Source organism: Pseudomonas sp. P5_B2 (assembly GCF_056400445.1).
The window spans coordinates 1-3613 of sequence record NZ_JBFULH010000420.1 but is presented as its reverse complement, the minus strand read 5'-3'; the positions used below and the strand labels follow the sequence as shown (position 1 = coordinate 3613).

The 3613-nt window shown below is 58.4% G+C and carries 3 protein-coding genes; all 3 read right to left on the bottom strand.

The window, feature by feature from the left end; genetic code table 11:
• Positions 1-2410 (bottom strand): SNF2-related protein (locus tag AC1DRJ_RS21645; RefSeq protein ID WP_477803936.1); only part of this gene is annotated, 2410 nt, incomplete at its 3' end.
• A gap of 5 nt (positions 2411-2415) precedes the next feature.
• A complete protein-coding gene (locus AC1DRJ_RS21640) occupies positions 2416-2982 on the bottom strand; it encodes a CsiV family protein (RefSeq protein WP_477803935.1) in 567 nt (188 codons plus the stop codon).
• 10 nt (positions 2983-2992) lie between these two features.
• The coding region (locus AC1DRJ_RS21635; RefSeq protein ID WP_477803934.1) for a TRCF domain-containing protein at positions 2993-3613 on the bottom strand (621 nt) is incomplete at its 5' end.

Here is a 3613-nt window from a genome sequence, read left to right as displayed (position 1 = left end):
GGTTCAAACCCACACCGCCGGCCTTCAGGCTGATCAGAAAAATCTGCCGCTTTCCGCTCTGAAAGTCCTTCACTGGTGCGCGTCGGTCGCGGGTCTGACCGGTCAGCAGCGCGTATTCAACGCCACGCTTCGTCAGCTCAACCTCAATTAACGCCAGCATCGATGTGAACTGCGAGAACAACAGAATCCGTCGACCCTCCTCGAACAATTCCTCAAGCATTTCCATCAGGCTGTCGAGCTTGCCCGATGTGCTGCCGCGAGTCGGCAGGACGGCATCGTTGACCAGACGTAAATCGCAACACACCTGACGCAGCTTCAACAGCGCTTCAAGAATGATGATCTGGCTGCGCGCCACGCCTTTGCGAGTGATCTCGTCGCGGACTTTCTTGTCCATCGCCAGGCGCATGGTTTCGTACACATCGCGCTGGGCTTCGTTGAGTTCAACCCAGTGAATGATCTCGGTCTTGGGCGGTAACTCCGTCGCGACCTGTTCCTTGGTCCTGCGCAACAGAAACGGTTTGATCCGGCCGTTGAGGTGTTGAAGTCTGACTTCGCTGGCGCGCTTTTCAATAGGCACGCGGTAATCGCGGTTGAAGCTTTTCACATCGCCAAGCCAGCCCGGCAGCAGGAAGTGAAATAGCGACCACAACTCACCCAAGTGGTTTTCCAACGGCGTACCACTGAGGCACAAACGCTGACGCGCATTCAGCTCGCGCGCCGCCTGTGCCGCCTTGCTGTTGGGGTTTTTGATGTACTGCGCTTCATCCAGCACCAGCACATGCAAAGGCTGCGCGGCGAGGCGTTCGACATCCTTGGGTAGCAGCGCATAGGTGGTCAGTATCAGGTCGTAGTCGGCCAGATTATCGAAGTGTTTTTTGCGACTGGCGCCGTACAGCGCCAGCACTTTGAGTTGCGGCGTGAAGTGCGCTGCTTCGTCGAGCCAATTCGGAATCAGGCTGGTGGGCATCACCACCATGCAGGGTCGATCGAGGCGCCCAGCCGTTTTCTCAGTGAGAACATGCGCCAGGGTTTGTAGGGTTTTGCCAAGTCCCATGTCGTCCGCGAGAATCCCRCCGACCTCGAGTTGCCGCAACGATTGCATCCAGCTCAAGCCTTCGAGCTGATAGGGGCGCAGGGTTGCGTTCAAACCTTCAGGAGCGGTTGCGGTGTAGTCCTTGATGTCGCGCAGGCGCTGGGCAAAGGTGCGGATCTGCTCGCCGCCTTCCCAGAGCAGCGGCATGTCTTCCAGCGGATTCAAACGCGTGGCGTCGGCCTTGCTCAGACGCAGCGTGGTTTCGCCGGGCCCTTGCAGATAAAACTCGCCGAGCGTCGCCAGTACCGGCTTCAAGCGGCCGAAGGGCAGGGCGACTTGCAGCGGGCCGTACTCGGAATTCGGGCGATTGGGGATATTCACCAGAATCAGTTCGTCGTCGCGACGTCGGGCGAGGCGTTCCGGATTGAGGATTTCAGTGTGCGAGCGCATCAGGTTCAACAGGATCGGCAGCAAACTCAGGCGCTCGCCGTTGACGATGATCCCCAGTTCCAGATCAAACCAGTCGCGCTCCGGCACCTGCTCGACAGTGGCGTACCAGTCGTCCACGGCGGTCAGGTCGAAACCGAAGTCTTCGTCGATCTGCAGCTCCCAGCCTTGGGTGCGCAACTTCGGCAGCTCATTAAGGGTGAACGTCAGCYAGGCGCTGTCATTGACCATCTCGTACAGTTCGCCGGCACTTTCCGGCAAGGCTTTGCTTTGCCGGGTGGCGATTTTGAAACCGAGGATTCGTAACTGTTCCCTGTAGGTCTGTTCTACATCCGGGTGGCGCTTGATCCTCAGCGTCTGGGTTTCCTGGCGGATCAGAATGTCGGCGTTCTTTTGTCCGGCAACGTATTCATCCAGATAGCTGAAAGACAACGCTGCGCGATGCTGAATGTAACGCTGCATCTTGCCGTTGCGCGGTTCGAAGGCGCTGAACTCGATACTCGCCAGCCAAAGGCGTGGCACCGGTTGAACGTTATCCACAAGCACTTGCGGCGGTGCTTTCGGGCCGCGGTTTTCCAGTACGGCCTGAAGTTTTTCCAGCAGGTCGGCATCTTGCGCTGCGGCGGGGTAGGCCAGCGTTTCCTGCACTTTGAGCAGCACCGCTGCGCAATGTTTGCAGTTGCTRTGAACCGGGCAGCTGCAAGTCGCGTCGACCATCAGCAAGGTGGCTTTGGCCGACTCACGCAGGCGAATGGTCTGACGATAAACGTTACCGCCAGAGCCCTCGCACGCGGCGGTGATCGTAGCGTCACCGACCTCGACGATCCTGACGCGATTTTCCAGCGCGTAGCGGCGGCCACGTTCCAGGCTTTGTTCCTTGAATCTGCTGACCCAGGAAGGTGCCAGGGGTTTGCTCAGGCTTGGGGGCATAGCAATCAGTCCGGAATTTCTTCGGGAACTGGCCTAGGAGCAGGGGCGGTGAGCGAGGTGATCTTGATCAGCATGCCGAGGTGGCCGTTGTCCAGGAAGTTCAGCTGGCCGTTCTTGGTGTGGCTTTCTTGCTTGAGGCGCTCACTGGCGGTAACCGTGCCATTGGCGTCAATCTGATTGACCCAGAAGTCGGCGTCGACGTCGGTGAAGCGCCCCAGTTTCAGGTTCAACGTGCCCTCTATCGGGAACTGACCGTATTGTTCCTTGCCGTCGCTGATCGCGACTTTGCTCTCTTGTTCGCCGAGGTTTTGCTGCCAGGCCTTGTGCAGCAACACGGTGTATTCGTTGCTGGCGGTCAGTTTTTCCACTTCGCCATTCAGGCTCGGTGTGCGCAGGCTGTCCTTGCTGATGGGTTGGGCGCCGGCGGCCCAGTCTTCCGGTGCCGCGCGGGTGACGATGGCGGGCACGGCGTTTTGCCGGACCAAAATCATTTCAATCTGATACAGATCATCGGCAAACGCTGTGGGTGCGATCAGCGTTAACAGCAGAGGCAGTGAGCGAAACAGGCGCATGCGGCGTCCTTCAAGCAGTTTTCGGGATAAGGAGCTCAAGCAGCGCCTCTACAGTATTAAAGCGTTCTTCTGAGCGCTCCATCGGCACCATGAATTTAAACATCGTGGCGCCTTCGAATTTGTAGCGTTTGGGCTGGCCTTGAATCAGTTTGATCAGTGTCAGCGGATCGACCGGCGTTTGTGCCGCGAACTCGATGCGGCCACCTTGCGGACCGCCGTCGACCTTCTTGATACCCAGCAATTCGGCMTGCAATTTCAGCGCCGTAATGCGCATCAGGTTCTTGGTAGGCTCCGGTAGCAGGCCGAAACGGTCAATCATTTCTACCTGCAGATCCTTGAGACCTTCCTCGTCGGTGGCCGACGCGATGCGTTTGTAGAGAATCAATCGCGCGTGAACGTCGGGCAGATAGGCTTCGGGAATTAACGCCGGTACGCGCAGGTTCACTTCCGGGCCACCTCCGAGCGGTTGATCCAGGTTTGGCTGTTCGCCTTTGCGGATCGACTTCACTGCGCGTTCGAGCATTTCCATGTACAGCGTAAAGCCAACCGCCTGGATCTGCCCGCTCTGACCGTCGCCCAACAGCTCGCCAGCGCCACGGATTTCCAAGTCGTTGGTGGCCAGCACGAAGCC